Raw genomic sequence first — 20,570 nt, 5'->3', positions numbered from 1 at the left:
CAGTTTGTTTTCAGCAATTAAAAAAGCGGCTTTATGCCGCTTTTTTGTCTTTGATATTTGCCAGCACGGTTATATGAACAACCGCTGGCTGCAACAATCAGGCTTCTACTGTAACGCTGTAACCGGCGAAAGTGACAGTCTGCCCGGCAACGATTTTGCAGCGCTTGCGGGTTTCTGTTGCGCCATCTACCTGAACCTGGCCGTCGGCGATAACAATTTTGGCCTGTGCGCCACTTTCAGCCCAGCCTTCCAGCTTTAACAAGTCACACAGTTCAACATGGGGGTGTTTACCCAGAAAAAACGTTGCCATTATTGCACTTCTCCATCGTGGTATTCTTCACAAGCCTGTAGCGTATTTTGAATCAGGGTCGCAACTGTCATTGGGCCCACACCACCAGGTACGGGCGTAATGTAAGCGGCCCGGGCGGCAGCATCTTCAAACACCACATCGCCCACTACTTTGCCGCTTTCCAGCCGGTTGATGCCCACATCAACCACAATTGCGCCTTCCTTAATCCATTCACCTGGGATAAAACCCGGCTTACCGACAGCAACAATCAGCAGGTCTGCATTTTCCACATGATGGCGTAAATTTTTCGTGAAGCGGTGAGTCACAGTAGTGGTACACCCGGCCAGCAATAACTCCATGCTCATTGGGCGGCCAACAATGTTTGAAGCGCCAATCACCACAGCATTCAGGCCATAGGTGTCAATATTGTAGCGTTCAAGCAGGGTAACAATACCGCGAGGGGTGCAGGGGCGCAGGCGAGGGGCACGCTGGCACAGGCGGCCAACGTTATAAGGGTGGAAGCCATCCACGTCTTTATCGGGCGCGATACGCTCAAGCACTTTGACATTATCAATGCCTGCAGGCAGCGGGAGCTGAACCAGAATCCCGTCGATACTCGGGTCAGCATTCAGCTTATCAATAAGGCTGAGCAATTCCGCTTCAGTGGTGGTTTCCGGCAGATCCCATGCACGGGAGATAAAACCGACTTCCTCACAGGCCTTGCGTTTGCTGCCTACATAAATTTGCGACGCCGGATTTTCCCCGACCAGCACAACAGCAAGCCCAGGCGCACGTTTACCAGCGGCCAGGCGAGCCTGTACTTTTTCCGCGACTTCGCGCCGTACCTGCTGCGCAATCGTTTTACCATCAATAATTGTTGCTGCCATCAGCGTGAGAATTCCATCTGTAATAAGAAAGGGAAGGGAATGTGTATATTTTGTCAGAAGCGAGGCGCGCTGTCAGTCACCAGAACATATTTCGTTTGGTTTGCAGGTGTAAATCAGGGAGTTTAGGGTGGTTTCGGCTGCGGGAACAGACAACTCTGAGTGCCATTTACTCACCCGGAAGTGGCGGCAAATTAGGAAGTTGAATTTTTTTCAATTACAGGCCGGGCTGGTTTATGCCATTTTATTTGTCCGACTATTTCCGAATTTTACAGAATGCGTCACAGCGAATGGCGCGTCAGGACCACACACACATTTCATCCAGGGGGAGAATATTTATGAAACTGCGCCTCACGTTCAGCGCACTGACCAGCGCCTTGTTATTAGCCGGTAGTATCCAGGCCGCACAGGCAAACAGCGACCCGCACACCATCGTATTTGGTGTTGCCCCCGGCCCATATGGCGACATGGTAAAAGAAGCCATTGCACCTTCACTGAAAGAAAAAGGCTACAAAGTCGTAGTACGCGAATTCAGTGATTATGTGCAACCCAATATGGCGCTGGCAAACGGCAGTATTGACGCCAACTTATTCCAGCACACCCTCTATTTTAATAAATTCAAAGAAGATAAAGGGCTGAAACTCACTAGGTTGATTTCGGTGCCTACCGCAGGTATGGGGCTGTACTCCCATAAAATCACCAGCCTTGATCAACTGAAAAAAGGCGACATCATCACGCTGTCTAACGACCCGACAAACCTGGCGCGCGGCCTGCGGTTTTTAGCATCATTAGGCCTGGTGACCATTAAACCGAATATTGACCCAACCAAAGCTTCTGAGCGCGATATCGCTGAAAACCCGAAAGGCCTGGTCTTTAAGCCTTTGGAAGCCGCACAACTCCCACGCACCCTTGACAGCGTAACCGGCGCACTGGTCAACGGGAACTTTGCCATTGCCGCAGGGTTGAAATTGTCATCTGCGCTGAAACAAGAACACCTGGATGACAACCTGAAAAATATCATTGCGGTACGCAGTGACGATGCGGATAAGCCCTTTGCCAAAGATATTGTTGCGGTTGTGAAGTCACCGGCTTATCGGGCTGTAATTGATGATCCTAAAAATAATTTCATCAGCTTCCAAAAACCAGACTGGATGGCGGCAGCCGCACAAACACAGCAGCAATAATTCAATATTCGATTAACCATGGCAGGCGATGACCTGCCTTTGGTGTTTCTGAGGTACCAAATGATTGAGCTTGAAAATGTCTGCGTAGATTTTGATGCGGGACAGGGGCGCCACACGCGAGCAGTTGAAGGCGTGAGCCTGAAAATCGCTGCCGGTGAAATCTTTGGCATTGTGGGTACCAGTGGTGCGGGGAAAAGCACTTTGCTGCGCACACTGAATGCTCTGCAACAGCCCAGTGAAGGGCGGGTCACTGTCAACGGCGTTACGCTCTCGACACTTCGTGGTGCGCCATTGCGTAAAGCACGCCAGCGGATTGGCATGATTTTTCAGCATTTTAATTTAATGCATACGCGCACTGTGGCGCAGAATGTCGCGTTCAGCCTGAAGGCCGCTGGCTGGGCCCGGGCCGATATCGCGCCCAGAGTGGCTGAAATTTTGCACCTGGTTGGCCTTGCCGATAAAGCTAACCGTTTTCCTGTACAACTGAGTGGCGGGCAAAAGCAGCGGGTGGGTATCGCCCGGGCAATTGCCAATCACCCGGATGTCTTGCTGTGTGATGAGCCAACATCGGCGCTGGATCTGGAAACTTCGGCCAATATTCTTGAATTATTGCGCCAGATTAACGCACAGCTTGGCATCACTATTGTGCTCATTACCCATGAAATGAACGTTATCAAGTCGATTTGCGACCGGGTGGCGGTTATGTCGGCGGGTAAGGTGGTGGAACTGGGCGATGTGTTCGATATTTTCGCCCGGCCACAGCATGAATTCACCCGCCAGTTGGTGGCGCACACGCTGAACCTGGCTCTGCCTGAACGCCTGCAACAACACTTGCAGGGTACTCTGCTCAAAATTCAGTTTATTGGCGACAGCGCTGAGCAGCCCGTCTTGTCGGAAGTGGCAGTACAGTTCGGTGTGGCAGTAAATATTCTGCACGGCAAAATTGATTATATTGGCGAGCGTGCTCTGGGTGTGCTGGTAGTACAAATTACGGCTGCAACCCCGCAGGCGGTAGAAAACGCAGTCGCTCAGATTCAGGCGCGGACTGCGCAAGTGGAGGTGATCCGTGGATGATTTACTGGCTGATTTAACATTAGCGTTTGGCGAAACCTTCCAAATGCTGGGCATTTCCACGGTGCTGGCGATTTTAGGCGGCCTGCCCCTGGGGTTTCTGATTTTTGTTACCGACAGGCATTTGTTCTGGCAAAACAGGGCGGTTTACCTGGTAACGTCTGTACTGGTTAATATTATTCGTTCCGTCCCCTTTGTGATTTTGCTGGTGCTGTTATTGCCGCTCACCCAGTTCTTGTTGGGAAATACCATTGGCCCCATTGCGGCCTCAGTACCGCTTTCTGTCGCTGCCATTGCGTTTTATGCGCGCCTGGTAGACAGCGCGTTGCGTGAGGTGGATAAAGGGATTATTGAAGCGGCTGAAGCTTTCGGCGCCAGCCCGCTACGCATTATTTGCACCGTCCTGCTACCAGAAGCCAGCGCCGGGTTATTGCGCGGCCTGACAATTACTCTGGTCAGCCTGATTGGCTATTCTGCAATGGCCGGGATTGTTGGCGGGGGCGGTGTGGGCGACCTTGCTATTCGCTATGGTTATTACCGCTATGAAACCCAGGTTATGGTGGTGACGGTAGTCGCGCTGATTGTGCTGGTCCAGGTGGTTCAGGTTCTGGGCGACTGGCTGGCGAAGCGTGCGGATAAACGCGATCGCCACTAACGGTGTGTCGGCCTGGCGTGGGTAGCGCCAGGCGTATCAACAGCCCGCAGTGATGTTTTTGCCTGGTGGTTAACGGCTGTGGCTCGCTGTTTGTGATGCGTTTGCAAGTAATATGCTCATTTAGCCAGCACCCGGAACAAAAGCCATTGACTCACAAGGCCCTGACCGTATAATTCCTCGCGTTTCCAGGTGTCTGCGCCGGAGATACTTGCAGTAATGCGCCCTTAGCTCAGTTGGATAGAGCAACGGCCTTCTAAGCCGTGGGTCACAGGTTCGAATCCTGTAGGGCGTACCAATCAAAATCAAACAGTTACGCAATTCTCAAACCCGCCTGATTTTCTCCTTGTGTCGTATTTGTGTCGTGACTGCCAAAAATCACATCGATTCGCCGTGCATATTCAGCCAAATGGATTGGTGCCAAAGGCCAGACTTAAGCAAAATTTCAAATAATTACAGCCACATCCTGTTCTTCTCTGCGTTGTTTTGCTGCTCCCTCTGAACTGTGGTTATTGATTCAAAAAACAGAACCCGTGTACCGGGACAATACTCATAAATTCTTCCGGCAAAACCCCCTTCAGCCTGGTCTTTCAGCCAGAAATACTAAGCAGCCTATTATTACAATATGAAACAAGTTTTTTAATTAATTGTTGTATTTTTGTTGCTATAACAAATTAGTAACAATTCTGCTTTTCGTGGTATCACAGGGGCTGGCAGTGCCAATCCGACAAGGGTTTTTCCCTGCCTCCTTGCCTGGCTTTGCGCTCGCCAGCACAGCGCGGTGCGCAAATACAGAAAGGAAATACCCATGTCTTTTACACCTCTTACCTGGACGCCAGTGCAGCGTCATGTTGCTTTTGCCTGTTTTGGCGCATGGACTCTTGATGCGTTCGATTTCTTTATCCTGGTCTTTGTACTGAGTGATTTAGCCAGCTATTTCCATTCCAGTGTGGCTGAAGTCTCGCTGGCAATCATGTTAACCCTTGCTGTACGGCCAATTGGTGCGTTGCTGTTTGGGCGCCTGGCGGAGCGTTATGGGCGCAAACCGGTGCTGATGCTCAATGTCGCTATGTTTTCATTGTTCGAATTACTTTCTGCCTGGTCTCCTACATTCGGTGCTTTTATGGCCTTCCGCCTGATTTACGGTATCGCGATGGGCGGGATTTGGGGCGTTGCATCGTCGCTGGCGATGGAAACGATTCCTGACCGTTCCCGTGGATTGATGTCCGGGATCTTTCAGGCAGGCTACCCTTGTGGCTACTTACTCTCTTCGATTATTTTTGGCCTTTTCTACAGCCTGGTTGGCTGGCGCGGTATGTTCCTGATTGGCACATTACCTGTGCTTATGCTGCCCTACATTTGGTTTAAAGTACCGGAATCCCCGGTGTGGCTGTCTGCCCGCGCACGTAAAGAAAGTACCGCGCTGATGCCAATATTACGCATGCACTGGAAACTTTGCTTGTATCTGGTGGTGGTGATGGCGTGCTTTAACTTCTTCAGCCATGGCACACAGGATCTTTACCCCACCTTCCTGAAAGTTCAGCATGGCTTCTCTCCCCATACCGTCAGCATTATTGCCATTTGCTATAACATTGCGGCAATGATGGGCGGGATCTTATTTGGCGCGCTTTCCGAACATATTGGCCGTAAAAAAGCCATTATTATTGCGGCGTTTCTGGCGTTGCCAGTATTACCGCTGTGGGCGTTTTCCAGTGGTTCTTTCACCATTGGTTTAGGGGCTTTCCTGATGCAGTTTATGGTGCAGGGTGCCTGGGGTGTGGTGCCAACCTGGCTGAATGAACTGGTACCCGCCAATGCCCGTGCAGTATTGCCCGGCTTTGTCTACCAACTGGGTAATCTGCTGGCGTCAGTTAACGCAACTCTCCAGGCGCGTATTGCTGAAACGCACCAGGGTAATTACGGCCTTGCGATGGCCTGTGTCGCCGGGGCAGTTGCTGTGTTGATTTGTGTGTTGGTGGCATTTGGGCGTGAAACCCAGGGCATGGTCATTACCGGTCGGGAAGAACCCGATGGCAGGCCAGCAACAGCTAACCGGCGTACGCCAGTTACGGATAACCAACACCCTGTGTCTTCATCGCATCATTGATTAAACCTGGCGCGATGCTATCTGTAAATCGTGTAAAGGGCAGGGAACTGCCCTTGTGATTCTGACTGGGTTAGGTGAGAGCACAAGGCCCGCAGAACTCGTATCAGGACATATCAGCCCAGAGCCGTAATTTTCCACAATTCAGACAGCGGAAGAGGTAGCCCTGGCAATCGCCGTTGTTTAGCAAATATTTTTCTAAATCCTGGACTGCCATAGAAAAATTTGCACAGTCACCAGGTAAATCGGCAAATTCATCCAGACGGTTTTTAATTTCCGGCCAACCAACAAAACCGATAAAACTGCAAAAATCCCCACAGTGAGCAAGCCAGTATTCTTGTTGCCAGCCAGGGTAGCCGGGCGTGCGCTCCGTGAGGGTTAACAATTGATCATCGCTATAAGGGTTATGAAACCTGGCAAACTCTCCATTGCTGTCATACTCAGCTTCAACGCCTTCAATACTGGACTCATCCTGAAAACTTCCGCCAAACTTCAGTGCGGCAGAGCCATCTGCTATACACCAGGGGCAGAGGAACTCGACATCTTCACGGCTATAGAATGGTGTGGTGTAGTAAACATTGGTCGGTTGCAGGCAGGAAGAGCAGGTAACTGATTTATCTTGTTTGAATACCCCGGTTTTAAGCGGATTTGGATGATATTTAAACAAAGGTAAAAGGCGGTTTACAGACATCGGGCATCCCTGGTTAAGTGGTAAGTGAGTGGTACATATTATCAACCTGCACTCGTTTTCTCATCTTTGGCTAACTGCCCGGCAAACAGCGTGTCAAAAGTGCTGCGCAGTAACACCAAATCTGGCTGAATATGCCCGGCTCGTGTGACATGGTTCATCACTTCTTCTGCATGCTTGCGAGCCACACTGGCATAGCGTTCTGGCCAGGCTTTAGCCAGCATTGCCAGTGATTTTAACAACCTCAATTGCACTTCACGCATGGCGGCGCTATCGCGCGCCACGGGTGAAAAAATATCGTCGAACAGGTTGCCCGGGCTTAGAGGCGCAAGATGAATTTGTGGGTAAAGAACCTGTGTGCTTTGTTTGGCTCGCTCAGTTTGTTCAGCCCACACCGACAACACCCGCACAGCACGGCCAATAACATCAATAGCGGTGCCCGGGTCGTTCACGGCCGGTGACAGTGCCCGGCAGGCAATTTCTGCCATTACGCACAAACAAAAGCGCGGGTCCTGGTGAAAAGAACGCGCATCGGAAATACTCAGCGCGGATAACAGGCGCTGGCACAATTCATCACTACATTTTTCAGTGGTGTACATGACTGCCTGGGAGGAGTGCACAAAGCTCCCGGGTTGGGCAACCAGGTAGACATGGGCTGGGCTATCTGTGAGCACTGCCGCCAGCTTACCAATATCAATATGTTCAACGTACCCCACTTGCGGTGAATAAATTGCCTGGGTACCCTCGGGTTGCGCACCACTTTCTGTCCACGGGAAACAACCTAAACAAGGGGATTGCGCCCGGGCCTGAAACGCCCGCAAAGCTGCATCTTCCACCCGGGCTGTAGTTTCCCCCACACGCCCCAGCGAAGTCAGGTGCTGAATCCAGCGCAAAAGCGTCAGAACAATCAGTGCAATCACTACCAGCGTTACGACAAACAGAATTACCCGCCCGCGTTCACCATACGCTCCCATGTTCAGCGCGATAATTCCCACCAGGCTGAACAGAAACGAGCCAATAAAAGTGGCGAGGACATTTTGGGTTGTAGTGTCTTCTACTACCAGGCGGGTTGCACGTGGCGTGACATTGGTTGTGGCTGAGCCATAGGCAGTGACAACAATGCTCAGTGAAAAAGTCGTTACGGCCAGCATGCTGGACGCCAGAATATTCAGAATATTATCGACCGCTTTGGCACCGACTACCCCGGAAAATGCCGGGGGAATAAATGACTTTACAGCAATAGAAATCAGCGCCGTGAGAATGGCGGCGATGGCGAACAGAGTAGCCCTGAACCACAGTTTATGGAACATTTGTGTCAGTACAAACTGCCAGCGTGAAATCATCATCGTCCTCATACAATGTAACCCGGCAGGGTGAGGTAACGCGAAGGTCAATCATATTAATATTACAGCAAATTTCCCCGGTTCTGCCCGTATTTCTGGCATGGAAGGTATTGTTAAAACTGGTAACAAAGGGGGTGACAGGGCATAACCGGTAAATACATACTGGCAAAGAGACTATCTTTATATATTTGCTTATTGTCCAACGACGTAGTGACAGGGAGCCTGATGAGAAAAGTTCTTAATGCGTTTTTACCCTTGTATGTTACGACCTTACTCATGCTGTTGGGTTCCGGGTTATTGACCACTTATGTTTCGTTACGCCTCGCCCATGAGCAGGTCAGTGGCACACTGATTGGCGCCATTATTGCTGCAAACTATGTAGGTTTGGTGGTAGGGGGAAAAGTCGGGCACAACCTGATTGCCAGAGTGGGGCATATCCGTGCTTACGTGGCCTGCGCGGGGATAATCACAGCCTCGGTGATAGGCCATGGGTTAACTAATTTCATTCCTTTGTGGATCTTCCTGCGCCTGATAATTGGCCTGTGCATGATGTGCCAGTATATGGTGCTGGAAAGTTGGCTTAACGATCAGGCTGAATCTTCTCAGCGTGGTGTTATTTTTGGTTTGTATATGGTGGCAACTTACCTGGGGCTGAGTGGCGGCCAGGTGATTCTTGCAACACAAACTGGCTTTGGTATCAGTACATTACTGATAGTGGCATTGTGTTTTGCACTTTGTCTGGTGCCCATTGCTCTGACAACCCGAACCAATGCGAAAGCGATGTCACCGGCTCCCATGGAGTTGGGGTATTTTGTCCGCACTATTCCCAAATTACTGGCGACAACGCTGGTCAGTGGCATGGCGATTGGTGCGTTTTACGGCCTGGCCCCGGTATTTGCCAGTGAGAAAGGTTTCACCACAGAGCAAACGGGGATGTTTATGAGCCTGACGATTTTTGCCGGTCTGGTTTCCCAGTTCCCTTTAAGCTGGCTCTCAGACCGTTTTGACCGCCAGCGCCTGCTGTTTATTATTGCGTTGCTGTATGCCATTTTTGCGTTAGTTCCGGGTGTGCTGTTATCCCTGCCTTATCAGTTCTTGTTGGGAGTGGCCTTTGCCGTCAGCATGATGCAGTTTTCCCTGTATCCACTCCAGGTTGCTCTGGCGAATGACCAGGTGATGCCGGAGCGGCGGGTTTCGCTCACAGCCTGCCTGTTAATGGCCTTTGGGATTGGTGCCAGTATTGGGCCGCTAATGGTTGGTGCGGTGATGCAACCGCTTGGCAGCAATATGCTGTATATCTTTTTTGCTGTTTGTGCAGTGGTTATCGCGCTGCTCAACCGCCCGGTAAAACTACACCCTGTTCCGACTACCGAAGTGCCTTTACCCCATGTGGTGATGCCAGACAGCCTGGCTACTTCGCCAATTGGCGCTGCGCTTAACCCGGTTCTGGAAGAAGAAGATATCCAGGCTGCGATGGTCAATACAGACGAAGAAGCTGAACTCTCTGAAGAGCAGGAAGAGCAGGAAGAGCAGGAAGCGCTGCAAGAGCAAACGGGCGCTTCACCGGCCACCGGAGAAGAAGCAGAGCCGGGTGAACCGGGGAATCAGGATGAAACCGCACAGGGCGATGGCGCAGCAAAAAACAATGATGCGGCAAAAACCAGTGGTGGCGTACCAGACAATACCGAGAAACCCGGTACCGGTACCGCGAAACCTGAATAACAAAAAACCACCGGTTCATCTGACTGAATCATGGATAAACACACTGAAAACATACAGGAAACCGCTAAACCGGTTTCCTGCTATGTTGCCCCTCTTGTTAAATCACTCCCGGCGCGCAATAAACTGTGGAAAGGTATCGCACATGTGCGTTGTAAGGCTAACGTAGCCTGGCGTTGCCCGTCAGGTGGAACAGATGGCAATGAGGGAGATGACAATGGGTGCTGCATTTGAGGCCATGGTGGAAGGCCGGGAATACTGGATTAACGATGCTGAGCTGGTGGAAATTCGTTATTGCACCCGTGACCGGGTGGACCAGTTTAACCAGTGTGGAGCCAGAGAGGTTTCCCAAAAGAACACGTTGATTCGGGAAATTTTCGCCAAAGTTGGCGATGATGTTCATATTGAGAAACCGTTACGTGTGGATTATGGCTGTACCACAACACTCGGTAATCACGTGTTTATCAATTTTAATTTCACGTTGCTGGACCCGGGGTTCGTAACTATTGGTGACCACGTATTCATTGGCCCGAATGTGTCGCTGTATACCGCATTGCACCCTATGGATGCAGGAAAACGAGACGAGCATATCGGTACAACTTTGCCTGTTACCATTGGCAACCATGTGTGGATAGCCGGGAATGTCACTATATTACCGGGTGTCACCATTGGTGATGGCGCCGTAATCGGGGCCGGGAGTGTGGTAACTAAAGATATTCCGCCTGGCATGCTGGCAGTAGGCAATCCGGCACGGGTAATTCGTAAGGCCGATTAAATTTCAGGTATTGATAGTTTAATTTCTGGTTATCTGGCTGCTGGTAGTTCAATTATTGGTAGCTGAATGCACCAGAGCAACGAACAACTCTGTATTGCTCTGGTGCTGTGTTACCAATCAGCCACGCCCAACATAAGGCATCTGGTTGGCCATAATGGTCATTTCCAGTACATTGGTGCTGATGGGCAGCTCCGCCATCATTTTTATGGCTTCTGCTACATCATCGACATTCATCATCTCTTCCGCTTTGATGCTGCCATCAGCCTGGTAAACACCTTTACGCATCCGGTTAGATAATGTGGTTTCCGCGTTACCAATATTGATTTGCCCACAGGCAATATTGAACTGGCGGCAGTCCAGAGATATGGATTTTGTCAGGCCCGTTACGGCGTGTTTTGATGCAGTGTACGGCGCAGTATATAAACGTGGTGTCAGCGCCGAAATTGAGGCGTTGTTGATGATCCTTCCTCCCTGCGGCACTTGTGCTTTCATTACCTTAATCGCTTCTTTGGCACAGAGAAACGTTGAGTGGACATTGGCATTAAACACCCGCAACCACTCTTCAAAAGGGATCTCTTCAATGGTTTTTGCCGGGCTGTTGTTTCCGGCATTATTAAACAGAAGATCCAGCCGCCCAAAGCGGTCTTTTATCTGTTGAAACAGGTTAATTACCTGCTCTTCATTGCTGACATCCGCCACCACAGGAATGAAGCGTTCCGGGGAAAACTCTGCAGCGCATTGCTGCAAATTTTCCTGATTACGTGCCGCAACAACGACGGTATAGCCAATTTCATAAAGCCCTTTTGCGGCTGCGAACCCAATACCTTTACTTCCGCCAGTTACCAAGGCAATTTTCGTCATTTTCAACCCTCTCAGTTTTATAACAGGCTTATGTCAATCTTCACGACCGCTTTGCGAACGGTTTGCGGTATATCGCGCATATACAATGCCCGGTGAACATCTTCAGGAAACACAATCACAAATTGCCCCGGGTGTAGCGCCAGGAAACTGTCATTGATTTTGGCGTCGTTATAGAAAATAACGTCGCGTTCGCCAGGATGCTGTTCAAGAATCTCGTTTTGCCCGTCATCAAAGGCGATGCCAATGCGTTCTACGCCTTCAATCAATACATGAATATCAAGATAGCGGCGATGCACCTCTGGGCGGCACTCAGAGAGGGGTTTAGTTTCCTTTTCAACCACAGACAAAAATATTTTATCCTCAATAAAAATCTTCTCATTCAATGGTAACGCAGAGAGGTTTTGGGCCTGCAACCAGGTGATAGCCCTGTTGATTGCCGGGCAGAATGCGGACATCTGTGTACTGCTGATATGGTACAGTGAGCCGTAAATCATAATAATCCTCTTTATGTACTCGCTTCGCGAAGCAGCCCGCAGCACACAGGTGCGGGCGCAGAACTGGCAAAACTTCCTGCCAGTTATTTCACGGGGGTCAGTGTGGGTTTACCAGAGAAAAAGGCAGCCAGGTTGTCATAGACAAGGTCTGCCATTGCGTTAAAGGTTTCGGTCGTGCCGCTGGCGATATGAGGTGTCAGCACCACATTAGGCATTGCCATCAATGCTTCTGGCACATGCGGTTCATGGGCATAGACATCCATCCCTGCACCGGCGATAGTCTGGTTTTGTAGTGCTTCAATCAGGTCGTCTTCGTTAACTACAGAGCCGCGCGAAATACTGATCAGGAAGCCTTTGCTACCCAGTGCATTGAAAACATCGCGGTTGATAACACCGCGGGTTTTTTCGCCGCCAGGCAGGGTCAGAACCAGGAAATCAGCCGCCTGTGCTAAGGAAACCAGCGATTCATGAGAGGTGGCAGTGCCGGTAACTTTGTGAGCGGCACTGGGGTCGTAGAAGTGAATATCCATATTAAACGCAGCTGCCCGGCGGGCTACCGCACTGCCAATATTGCCAAACCCAACAATACCGCAGCATTTACCACTGACTTTAGTCGCCATTCTGAAACGGCCCTCAACAGGCCAGCGGCCTTCCCGAACATAACGGTCAGCACTGGTAATGCCGCGAGCGACATCCAGTAATAACCCCATACCAATATCTGCCACACAGTCATTGAGCACTTGCGGGGTATTGGTGACAATCACATTGCGGGCTTTGGCTGCCGCTATATCAATGGAGTCATAACCCACGCCATTACTGGCGATAATTTTCAGGTTAGGGAAACGCTCAATCAGCGCTTTCGATGCACCCATTACAGGGTTACCACTGGTTACTATCGCCTGAATGTCGTTACCCTTTTCCTTAAAAAACGCTTCCTGGCTGGGTTGTTCCCATAAACGGTACGCAGTGAAGGCCGTTTCAACTTTAGACATCAGCCGGTCACTTAATTTGCCGGCAATTACTACATTTATTTCTTTCATAAGCAGAGATTTCACTCCTGGAAAACTTGAATTATCGCGTTTTATATAAAGTTATTTGGCGGGGTTTACCAAAGACCTAATATTTTCCACCATACTGAACCCAGGCCAATCCAGATAAACAGTAATAACCCCATGGAAATAAACCCGTGTTTCCACCATGTTGATTGCTTGATATAACCTGAGCCGTAATAAATAACGGCAGGCCCGTTACCATAATGCGTTAACACTGCCATCAGGTTATCAAGGAAAATCAGGCTTAATGCTGCAAGCATTGGTGGTGTGCCAGCGCCCACAGCAATACTTAATAAAGCAACAAACATCGCGACAATATGTGTTGTCATGCCGGTGAAACAATAATGGGTATAGCAATAGAATATGGCCAGTAACACCAGCGTAAGTGGCCACGGTACATTGGTGAATAAAACAGACATATTATCTGCGAACCACTTAAACAAACCCAGTGAACTCATTCCGTCTGCCAGGGAGAGCATGGCGCCTAACCAGACAAAGGTATCAAAGGCTGCTTTTTCTTTTAAACAGTCAGCCCAGTCGATAACTTTGGTGAGCAGCATAATAGCGACAGACAGTATTGCTATTGCCGTTGGGTTTACGCCGGTTAATGAGGAGGTGCTCCAGGCAAGCAGAGATAACAGGAAAATAACCACTGTAATGGTCTCGTGTTTACTGACAGGGCCGAGTTCATTCAGCTTTTTCTCTGCCATTTTTCGTGCTTCTGGTGTTGATTTCAGTTCGGGCGGGCAGAAAAAATAAAGGTACAGGGGAAAGAAAATAAAAGAGATTAACGCAGGGATAAATGCTGCCAGTGACCATAACCCCCAGCCTATATGGACGCCAATAGTTGATAAGACCAGTGACCCCAGGAGCGGGTTTGATGCGCTGGATGTCATGAACATTGATGATGAAATTGAATTAGAATAAAAAGTCGACATCATCAGGTAGGAACCAATTTTTTGCGGGTTTTTATCCGGATAGCACTCAAACCCTTCAGTTACTGATTTCACTATTGGGTAGATTATCCCTCCCGCACGCGCTGTGTTTGATGGTGTTGCCGGGGCAATAATAATGTCGGCTAACCCTAAAATATAGGCCAGCCGCAATGAGCTACTGCCCATGTATTTTATTAATAAGTACGCAATACGGTTACCCAGGCCTGTCTTAACAAAGCTTGCTGAGTACAGAAAGGCAACTAAAATTAGCCAGGCAACAGTAGACTGATAACCATGTAACACAGCACCAATTGGCATTATTTTAAGTACGGAAACCACACCCAGTGCCAGCAAAGAAATAACGCTGAAAGGGTAGGGTTGTAGAATAAAGCCAATTACGGTGGCAATGAATACTGCAAATATATGCCATGCGTCAATAGATATACCCTCAGGTACCGGCAATAGCCAAATAATAACGCCTATTCCTATGGCGAGGAAAAGTTTCGTCAGATTAGACATAAGTTTACCTAAAAAGAGAACAGGAGATTTAAAACTAGACCTGGTTAATTTAAATCTCACTGGAAGAAATAATGAATGTAATTGGTGATATTTGTATCTTTGCACAAAAAACACTGTTCAACGTAATTAACATTGATCTTTATCGCAAAAATCATTGTGCCTTCGTTATGCAAGTTATTTTTATAGTGAATTATTGAGTTTTGTTAATAGTGGTGATGGAGATTTAAAAATATATTTTAATCATTGTGAAAGTTTCAGTGTTGCGACAGGTTATTGGTTTGTTACTACAACGCTATTTTTAGCGTATTAATCTATAAAAATGGCCAAATGATGCGGTGTTCCAGGTGTAAGTGGATTATTTGTTACTTCAGCAAGACCACGCAGAACATTAGCAATCATTAACTGAACTGTTCATTTATATGTGCAGCTTGCGGCAACGGTCACATTAACGGTTCTCCATATTTTGGGGTTTCAGTCTGGTGTGCTGGTTTAATCACATTCAGATATTACCGCTGGTGGCAGGGGGCTCCCTCTGGTGCCGTCTGAGTAACAGCGCCTGGTAACCCAGTGAACGGCGACCGTGTTTTGGGGTTTTGGCTGCATATTTCACTTAACCAGACTTATTCAACCGGGCAACACATTTCCTCCATATTTCATTCGAAATTGTTGATTATGTGAATTTATGTAATGAAATGTATTCACAAAATGGAGAAAATGTGTAAGCATGATAATCAAAATGATAATTATTATCCTTATCATTTGATGTTCGGGCTATGTAGTATGGAATGAGAGCCTGCCAGCATGCTGTCAGGGAGCCCGGTGATACCTGCATAACAATAAAAAACCTTTATTTCACATGGATAAAAATCGCAACCAGCCGTTTGGCAGCTTTAATTCACTTACGTTGTTCACCGGGTTATGCCTTGGTGCGTCAACATCTGTCGCTCATGCCGCTGATAACACGGCACAGAAAAAAGAAGAGACTCTGGTCATTCAGGCTCAGGCACCTTCACTTTATTTACCCGGTGTATCTGCAGACCCTAAATTTACCCAACCACTGGTAGATACAACCCGCACAGTAACCGTAATTCCGGAGCAAATGATTAAGGACCAGGGTGTCACAAACCTGACTGATGCGCTGAAAAATGTGCCGGGTGTGGGAGCATTTTACGCGGGGGAAAACGGCAGCTCTTCTACAGGTGATGCGGTGTATATGCGCGGAGTGGATACCTCTGACAGCATTTATGTTGATGGTATTCGCGATATTGGCAGTGTTACCCGTGATACCTTCAATACCCAACAGGTAGAGGTGATTAAAGGCCCGGCAGGTACTGATTATGGCCGCAGCGCACCTTCGGGCTCCATCAATATGATCAGCAAACAACCCCGTCTGGATTCAGGGTTAGATGCGTCCGTCAGCATTGGCAGCGCCTGGATGCGCCGTGGCACGCTGGATTACAACCAGGCATTTGGGGAAAACAGCGCCTTTCGCCTGAACCTGATGGGTGAGAAAACCCACGATGCTGGCCGGCATAATGTCGAAAATGAGCGTTACGGCGTTGCACCATCACTGGCATTTGGCCTGGATACACCAACACGCCTGTATATTAATTACCTGCACGTTCACCAGAACAATACACCGGATGGCGGTATCCCAACTATTGGTCTGCCTGGTTACTCAGCGCCTTCTTCGGCTACCAGCGCCCTGAATAGTTCCGGGAAAGTGAACACTAAAAATTACTACGGTACTGATTCTGACTTTGATAAGTCCACAACCGACAGCTTCACGCTGCGTTTCGAGCATGATTTAACTGACAACACCACGCTGCGTAATACCACCCGCTGGTCGCGCGTGAAGCAGAAATATCTGCTGACTGCAGTGATGGGTGGCGCGAGTAATATTACCCAGCCAGACAGCAACAATGTGGATACCTGGGAATGGTCGCGTCTGGCTAATACCAAAGATGTCAGCAACAGTATTCTTACCAACCAGACCAACCTGACCTCGAAATTCCACACCGGTTTTGTGGGGCATGATGTCAGTGCCGGGGTTGAGTTTACCCGAGAGAAACAGACCAACTACGGCGTGGATGCTATCACCCCGCCAGCGGTCAATATTTACCACCCCATCAGCAGTATTTCTGTGGGTGGCCTGTCACGTAATGGTGCAAATGCCAATGGGCAGACAGACACGTTTGGGATTTACGCGTTTGACACACTGGAACTGACCGACAGCTTCCAGGTTAATGGTGGGATCCGCCTTGATAACTACCACACTGATTACGACAGTGCCACAGCATGTGGGGGCACGGGGCGCCGGGCCGTTGCCTGCCCGGCAGGTGCGGCAACAGGAACGCCTGTCACCACGGTTGATACCGCGAAATCTGGCAACCTGGTTAACTGGAAAGCAGGGGCGCTGTATCGCCTGACTTCGCAGGGCAACCTGTATGCTAACTATGCTATTTCTCAGCAACCACCGGGTGGCAGCACCTTCGCCCTGGCTGCTGGTGGCAGTGGTAACAGCGCGAACCGTACAGATTTTAAACCCCAGAAAGCCAAATCCAGTGAAATTGGTACCAAGTGGGAAATTCTTGATAAGCGCCTGTTGCTGAACGCAGCCCTGTTCCGTACCGATATCGAGAATGAAGTTGCCAGCAATGATGACGGCACTTATTCCCAGTACGGTAAGAAACGGGTAGAAGGCTATGAACTTTCTGCGATTGGCAATATTACGCCTGACTGGCAGGTCAGCATGGGCTATACCCAGCAGCATGCCTCTGTGAAAGAAGGGGATACCGTGGCACAGGATGGTTCATCTGCCCTGGCCTATACACCTAAACATGCGTTCACCCTGTGGAGCCAGTACCAGGCAACGGACGCGGTTTCTGTTGGAGCAGGTGCGCGCTATGTGGGCAGCCTGCGCCGGGGGAGTGATGGCGCGGTGGGTACACCGGACCACACTGAAGGTTATTGGGTGGCAGATGCCAAACTGGGTTACCGGGTAAACCGCAACCTCGACTTGCAACTGAACGTGTATAACCTGTTCGATAAAGATTATGTCGCTTCTATTAATAAGAGCGGCTATCGCTATCACCCGGGTGAACCCCGTACATTCCTGCTGACTGCCAACGTGCATTTTTAACTGACTTGTGTGGGGCTCCGGCCCCACATACAGAAGAGAACACCATCATGATGTACCACATTCCTGATGTCCTGACGTCAGACGAACTGACCACCTTCAGTGCACAGCTTGCCCAGGCTGAATGGGTGGATGGACGAGTAACGGTAGGCAACCAGGGGGCACAGGTTAAGCATAACCAGCAAATTAATACCCAAACTGCGTTGTATGATGCGTTGCAAAATGCTGTCAGGCAGGCCCTTAACCGCAACCCGCAATTCTTCTCCGCTGCATTACCCCGCGCTATGTCTTCGCCATTATTCAACCGCTATCAACAGGGGGAAACCTATGGTTTTCATGTGGATGGAGCTGTCAGGCAAAATGGTAATGCTGGCTGGATGCGGACAGATTTATCTGCCACCTTGTTTTTATGCGCACCAGAGAGTTATGAAGGCGGAGAACTGGTCATTAAAGATACCTATGGTGAGCACCGGGTAAAACTCCCCGCAGGCCATCTGGTGCTGTACCCTTCAAGCAGCCTGCACTGCGTGACTCCGGTGACATCGGGTGCCAGGGTGGCGTCATTTCTCTGGATCCAGTCAATGGTGCGCGATGAAAAGCAACGCGCCATGTTATATGAGCTGGATAATACTATTCAGTGCCTGAAGGCCCGCCATGGCGACAGCGAGGAGCTTCTGTCATTACTCAACATGTACCACAACTTATTACGCACCTGGACCGAGGTTTAAGCACGAATGTCGGCAAGCCCCTACTAAACCAGGGGGCCAGCCTTGTGCTGTTTTTTATCCAGGTACATGTTTTTATCGGCTTCGATGATTAATTTATCGATATCAATTTGTTTTATCTGTTTTTCCACAGCGACGCCAATGCTGGCGCGTAAAGTTATTGGGGTATCATTGATGACAATCGGGGCATCCAGAGCCTGGCGGATTTTGTCAACCAGGCTGTCTGTTTCCTGCTGAGCATCTTTAAAACCTTCAGTAATCAGCAAAAATTCATCACCAGCCAGGCGCGCAAAGAAATCCTCGCGGCGCAATAATCCATTCACAATCCGTGCAAAGGCTATCAATGTTTTGTCGCCCACATCATGGCCGTAGTTATCATTAATTTGTTTAAAATCATTGAGATCAAAAAACAGAATGCTGATGCCAGAAAACTTTTTGAATGACGGATTTCGGTAGTTCTCCAGGTAGTGATCAACTGCACGCCGGTTGGGCAGCCCGGTCAGGCGGTCGTGGTTAGCATCGTATTTGTAGATATCTTGTAGTTTTTTAAATTCCGTAATATCGGTGGTGAGCAAATAAAAACCATCATTGAGCTTTCTGGCAGGAACCACCGTGTTATTAAAAACAACCGTTTTGCCATTAATATTCATTTCTTTCTCAAATGAATAGGTCATTTTTTCGTAAATTTTCTTAATCTTAAAGTCTTGTGGGGCAAAGAACTTGCGGTCATATAAATTAAATACTGATGTGTTCAGCAATTGCTCAATTTTGCAGGGGAAGTACTTTTCATACATCTTGTTGAGAAAAGTAAAATTGATATGTTTATCTACGTGAGCAATCAATACCGGAATGTTGTCAGTGATTTCATTCAGCCGCAGTTTGCTTTCAATCAGCTTTTTCAGTGTGTCTATTTTTTCACTAATATCATGCACAAAGACGGAGTAAAAGACTTGCTCATCCAGCCGGTAGGAGCTGATAGCCAACTCAACCGGGAAGGTGCGCCCATTATGATTTCGCCCATACAGCCGCTTGCGGGTGCTCAGCGCTTCTCCGGCATCGGTATAAAAAACATCATGAAATGCACAACCTGCCGGGCTGGTATGCTTTTGCAGGAAAATCTTTTCACACAATGTCTTATTAATAACCGAGTCATCCAAAGAAAATAACGTTTTAGCCGCAGTATTAATGCGGGTTACACGTTCAGATTCGTTGAACTCAATAAATGCATCTTTACTGTTGTTAATGAAAATACTGAAATAATCTTCCTGCTGTTGCAGGTTGGCTTCAAGAAACTGGTTGCGTGCATACAGCTTTTCTTCTTTTTTCTTGAAGGACGAAATATCCCGGGCATAAACATAAAAATTAACCAGTTGCCCCTGTTTGGTCAGCACGCCAATATCTACCTGAGCAACTAAAGATTCACCATCATTGCGTACAAAATGGTGCTCATAAGTGACACTTTTCTTTTCGCCCGTAAGCAGGCGGTTAAATGATGATGCATGGAGCGACAGGTCATGCACATCAGTGAACTCACGAAAGGAGTGGCCTATTAATTGGTGTGTTTCACGTTCAAGAACAGCACTGAAAGCGGGGTTAACCTGCACGAAAACACCACGTAAATCCAGAAGCGCCATTGGCATGGCTGATTGTGCAAACAACTCACCGTGAATATCAGTACTCATCTTCCACCCACCAGGCTCAAGGTTTCCCTAAGTGAAATAACTTATCGGCACCGTAAAGCAAATCTGTAGCGCTGTGGCTAAAAAGTGATTTCAGTTGCTTCCAGGTGCAGATATGCAATTATTTTAAGAATATTCTTAAAAAGGCCGGAATGATGATCACTTTTGCAAGGGTATCTGCTGTTGCCACATTGCTGGCACTGGGCTTTGTTTGCCTGCCAGCTACAGCGAAAAGTAGCGTTTCTGATGACCAGGTAAAGCAGGCAATTATTGATGAATCTATTGCTGATTACCCGGGTGTCTGTGCGTGCCCGTACAACAGCGCACGCAACGGAAGCTCGTGCGGCAGGCGTAGCGCATGGAGTAAACCTGGTGGTTATTCCCCTATTTGCTACAAGAAAGAAGTGACACAGGACATGATTAAAGACTGGCGGGAACGCCACCACCAGGGTTAACC

17 protein-coding genes, 1 tRNA gene and 2 pseudogenes are annotated in these 20,570 nt (G+C 48.9%); 10 read left to right on the top strand and 10 right to left on the bottom strand.

The features are described from left to right. Positions 1 to 97 precede the first annotated feature (97 nt). Both ybcJ and folD read right to left on the bottom strand, forming a co-directional pair. Positions 98 to 310: a ribosome-associated protein YbcJ gene (gene ybcJ, locus DT73_RS13900; RefSeq protein WP_036109935.1), complete on the bottom strand. Its 213-nt coding sequence runs from the start codon at positions 308 to 310 to the stop codon at positions 98 to 100. Continuing rightward, entirely contained in the window at positions 310 to 1,176 is an 867-nt protein-coding gene (gene folD / locus DT73_RS13895) for a bifunctional methylenetetrahydrofolate dehydrogenase/methenyltetrahydrofolate cyclohydrolase FolD (protein WP_036109930.1), read from the bottom strand. Before folD ends, ybcJ begins: the two co-directional genes overlap by 1 nt. A gap of 335 nt (positions 1,177 to 1,511) precedes the next feature. On the opposite strand from folD, the gene DT73_RS13890 reads away from it, so the two are divergent. The 4 genes from DT73_RS13890 (at position 1,512) to DT73_RS13875 (ending at position 4,378) form a co-directional block, all read left to right on the top strand. Beyond that, positions 1,512 to 2,357 carry a MetQ/NlpA family ABC transporter substrate-binding protein gene (locus DT73_RS13890; protein ID WP_036109927.1) on the top strand — a complete coding sequence of 282 codons (846 nt, stop codon included), beginning with the start codon at positions 1,512 to 1,514 and terminating at the stop codon, positions 2,355 to 2,357. A 60-nt stretch (positions 2,358 to 2,417) separates the two neighbouring features. Continuing rightward, on the top strand, positions 2,418 to 3,431 hold the full coding sequence (sfbB, locus tag DT73_RS13885) for a virulence-associated ABC transporter ATP-binding protein SfbB (RefSeq protein ID WP_036110781.1): 1,014 nt from the start codon (positions 2,418 to 2,420) through the stop codon (positions 3,429 to 3,431). Continuing rightward, positions 3,424 to 4,083: a methionine ABC transporter permease gene (locus DT73_RS13880; RefSeq protein WP_036109924.1), complete on the top strand. Its 660-nt coding sequence runs from the start codon at positions 3,424 to 3,426 to the stop codon at positions 4,081 to 4,083. Before sfbB ends, DT73_RS13880 begins: the two co-directional genes overlap by 8 nt. A 218-nt stretch (positions 4,084 to 4,301) precedes the next feature. Beyond that, positions 4,302 to 4,378, top strand: a tRNA-Arg gene (locus DT73_RS13875). Positions 4,379 to 4,393: 15 nt separating this feature from the next. Here the strand turns inward: DT73_RS13875 and DT73_RS26785 are convergent. Then, positions 4,394 to 4,504: pseudogene (locus tag DT73_RS26785) on the bottom strand (hypothetical protein); the annotation flags it as partial. 384 nt (positions 4,505 to 4,888) lie between these two features. Here DT73_RS26785 and DT73_RS13870 point away from each other — a divergent pair. Then, positions 4,889 to 6,187, top strand: a complete 1,299-nt coding sequence (locus tag DT73_RS13870) for an MFS transporter (RefSeq protein ID WP_051691389.1) — start codon at positions 4,889 to 4,891, stop codon at positions 6,185 to 6,187. 103 nt (positions 6,188 to 6,290) lie between these two features. On the opposite strand, the gene cbrC is transcribed toward DT73_RS13870, so the two are convergent. Then, positions 6,291 to 6,875: a PF03691 family colicin E2 tolerance protein CbrC gene (gene cbrC, locus DT73_RS13865; RefSeq protein WP_036109923.1), complete on the bottom strand. Its 585-nt coding sequence runs from the start codon at positions 6,873 to 6,875 to the stop codon at positions 6,291 to 6,293. Between the two features lie 41 nt (positions 6,876 to 6,916). Then, the gene (locus DT73_RS13860) at positions 6,917 to 8,215 is read right to left on the bottom strand and encodes a DUF2254 domain-containing protein (RefSeq protein WP_036109919.1); all 1,299 of its coding nucleotides are present in this window, start codon (positions 8,213 to 8,215) and stop codon (positions 6,917 to 6,919) included. 225 nt (positions 8,216 to 8,440) lie between these two features. On the opposite strand from DT73_RS13860, the pseudogene DT73_RS13855 reads away from it, so the two are divergent. Continuing rightward, positions 8,441 to 9,748: pseudogene (locus tag DT73_RS13855) on the top strand (MFS transporter); the annotation flags it as partial. 382 nt (positions 9,749 to 10,130) lie between these two features. Next, positions 10,131 to 10,709, top strand: a complete 579-nt coding sequence (locus DT73_RS13845) for a sugar O-acetyltransferase (RefSeq protein ID WP_235234508.1) — start codon at positions 10,131 to 10,133, stop codon at positions 10,707 to 10,709. A gap of 117 nt (positions 10,710 to 10,826) precedes the next feature. Here DT73_RS13845 and DT73_RS13840 read toward each other — a convergent pair whose 3' ends face one another. The 4 genes from DT73_RS13840 to DT73_RS13825 form a co-directional block, all read right to left on the bottom strand. Next, complete coding sequence (locus DT73_RS13840; RefSeq protein WP_036109909.1) at positions 10,827 to 11,570, bottom strand: SDR family oxidoreductase; 744 nt, start codon at positions 11,568 to 11,570, stop codon at positions 10,827 to 10,829. A 17-nt stretch (positions 11,571 to 11,587) separates the two neighbouring features. Next, on the bottom strand, positions 11,588 to 12,064 hold the full coding sequence (locus tag DT73_RS13835; protein WP_036109906.1) for a YhcH/YjgK/YiaL family protein: 477 nt from the start codon (positions 12,062 to 12,064) through the stop codon (positions 11,588 to 11,590). Positions 12,065 to 12,147: 83 nt separating this feature from the next. Beyond that, positions 12,148 to 13,104, bottom strand: a complete 957-nt coding sequence (locus DT73_RS13830) for a 2-hydroxyacid dehydrogenase (protein WP_235234507.1) — start codon at positions 13,102 to 13,104, stop codon at positions 12,148 to 12,150. A 65-nt stretch (positions 13,105 to 13,169) separates the two neighbouring features. Beyond that, entirely contained in the window at positions 13,170 to 14,570 is a 1,401-nt protein-coding gene (locus DT73_RS13825) for a DASS family sodium-coupled anion symporter (RefSeq protein ID WP_036109903.1), read from the bottom strand. Positions 14,571 to 15,426: 856 nt separating this feature from the next. On the opposite strand from DT73_RS13825, the gene DT73_RS13820 reads away from it, so the two are divergent. Both DT73_RS13820 and ybiX read left to right on the top strand, forming a co-directional pair. Then, a complete protein-coding gene (locus tag DT73_RS13820) occupies positions 15,427 to 17,712 on the top strand; it encodes a catecholate siderophore receptor Fiu (protein WP_036109901.1) in 2,286 nt (761 codons plus the stop codon). Positions 17,713 to 17,759: 47 nt separating this feature from the next. Next, on the top strand, positions 17,760 to 18,437 hold the full coding sequence (gene ybiX / locus DT73_RS13815) for a PKHD-type hydroxylase YbiX (RefSeq protein WP_036109898.1): 678 nt from the start codon (positions 17,760 to 17,762) through the stop codon (positions 18,435 to 18,437). Positions 18,438 to 18,460: 23 nt separating this feature from the next. On the opposite strand, the gene DT73_RS13810 is transcribed toward ybiX, so the two are convergent. Next, positions 18,461 to 20,116, bottom strand: coding sequence for a sensor domain-containing diguanylate cyclase (locus tag DT73_RS13810; RefSeq protein WP_036109897.1), 1,656 nt, complete (start codon positions 20,114 to 20,116; stop codon positions 18,461 to 18,463). A gap of 149 nt (positions 20,117 to 20,265) precedes the next feature. Between DT73_RS13810 and DT73_RS13805 the strand changes: the two genes are divergently transcribed. Continuing rightward, positions 20,266 to 20,568: a hypothetical protein gene (locus DT73_RS13805; RefSeq protein WP_036109894.1), complete on the top strand. Its 303-nt coding sequence runs from the start codon at positions 20,266 to 20,268 to the stop codon at positions 20,566 to 20,568. Positions 20,569 to 20,570: the final 2 nt, after the last annotated feature.

The organism is Mangrovibacter sp. MFB070, assembly GCF_000705335.1.
Lineage (GTDB): Bacteria > Pseudomonadota > Gammaproteobacteria > Enterobacterales > Enterobacteriaceae > Mangrovibacter > Mangrovibacter plantisponsor.
Note: the sequence above shows the minus strand (reverse complement) of the source record. Positions and strands in the feature narration are given on the sequence as shown.

Coding starts and splice junctions, on each gene's coding strand:
- ybcJ (WP_036109935.1), bottom strand. CDS start 310: ATGGCAACGTTTTTTCTGGGTAAACACCCCCATGTTGAACTGTGTGAC.
- folD (WP_036109930.1), bottom strand. CDS start 1,176: ATGGCAGCAACAATTATTGATGGTAAAACGATTGCGCAGCAGGTACGG.
- DT73_RS13890 (WP_036109927.1), top strand. CDS start 1,512: ATGAAACTGCGCCTCACGTTCAGCGCACTGACCAGCGCCTTGTTATTA.
- sfbB (WP_036110781.1), top strand. CDS start 2,418: ATGATTGAGCTTGAAAATGTCTGCGTAGATTTTGATGCGGGACAGGGG.
- DT73_RS13870 (WP_051691389.1), top strand. CDS start 4,889: ATGTCTTTTACACCTCTTACCTGGACGCCAGTGCAGCGTCATGTTGCT.
- cbrC (WP_036109923.1), bottom strand. CDS start 6,875: ATGTCTGTAAACCGCCTTTTACCTTTGTTTAAATATCATCCAAATCCG.
- DT73_RS13860 (WP_036109919.1), bottom strand. CDS start 8,215: ATGATTTCACGCTGGCAGTTTGTACTGACACAAATGTTCCATAAACTG.
- DT73_RS13845 (WP_235234508.1), top strand. CDS start 10,131: ATGGCAATGAGGGAGATGACAATGGGTGCTGCATTTGAGGCCATGGTG.
- DT73_RS13840 (WP_036109909.1), bottom strand. CDS start 11,570: ATGACGAAAATTGCCTTGGTAACTGGCGGAAGTAAAGGTATTGGGTTC.
- DT73_RS13835 (WP_036109906.1), bottom strand. CDS start 12,064: ATGATTTACGGCTCACTGTACCATATCAGCAGTACACAGATGTCCGCA.
- DT73_RS13830 (WP_235234507.1), bottom strand. CDS start 13,104: ATGAAAGAAATAAATGTAGTAATTGCCGGCAAATTAAGTGACCGGCTG.
- DT73_RS13825 (WP_036109903.1), bottom strand. CDS start 14,570: ATGTCTAATCTGACGAAACTTTTCCTCGCCATAGGAATAGGCGTTATT.
- DT73_RS13820 (WP_036109901.1), top strand. CDS start 15,427: ATGGATAAAAATCGCAACCAGCCGTTTGGCAGCTTTAATTCACTTACG.
- ybiX (WP_036109898.1), top strand. CDS start 17,760: ATGATGTACCACATTCCTGATGTCCTGACGTCAGACGAACTGACCACC.
- DT73_RS13810 (WP_036109897.1), bottom strand. CDS start 20,116: ATGAGTACTGATATTCACGGTGAGTTGTTTGCACAATCAGCCATGCCA.
- DT73_RS13805 (WP_036109894.1), top strand. CDS start 20,266: ATGATGATCACTTTTGCAAGGGTATCTGCTGTTGCCACATTGCTGGCA.